Source organism: Parendozoicomonas verongulae (assembly GCF_009711465.1).
In the GTDB taxonomy this organism is placed as follows: domain Bacteria; phylum Pseudomonadota; class Gammaproteobacteria; order Pseudomonadales; family Endozoicomonadaceae; genus Sansalvadorimonas; species Sansalvadorimonas verongulae.
This window is the reverse complement of the sequence record NZ_SMME01000217.1, coordinates 1-375: the sequence shown is the minus strand read 5'-3', so window position 1 is coordinate 375 and position 375 is coordinate 1. Positions and strand designations below refer to the sequence as shown.

The window sequence follows — 375 nt, the reverse complement described above, 5'->3', positions numbered from 1 at the left end:
CTGAAATACATCATCCTGCAACAAATCCGACAACTCTGAAAGTAACACATCATCCTGCTCCAAGTTCGACAACTCTGGGAATAAAGTGCTCAGAAGGGGAGGGGAGGAAGGAGAAATACTTAAGATATCAGAAGCTTCATTATTACTGGCAATGCGGCAAATTGTAGATGGATTCCTAACCCATGTTGTGGCATCCGTTTCAACTGCCAGCTGTTGTACAGTCGTTGATTTCGTGAGTGTTAATTGGGTTCTTTTTTTTCCACGGCAATGTACAAAGTGGTGCTCGGCAGATCTGGGCATGGTACAAGATGTGGTTTTACCGGGGAAGATATGTGTGCTGCCTGCAGAGTGTATGGCAATACTGCCTGTTGATAT

The 375-nt window shown here is 44.5% G+C and carries 1 protein-coding gene; it reads right to left on the bottom strand.

The window, feature by feature from the left end; genetic code table 11:
- Window positions 1-300, bottom strand: a 300-nt coding sequence (locus E1189_RS24285) for a hypothetical protein (RefSeq protein WP_230459819.1), incomplete at its 3' end; no start/stop codon positions are given.
- Window positions 301-375 lie beyond the last annotated feature (75 nt).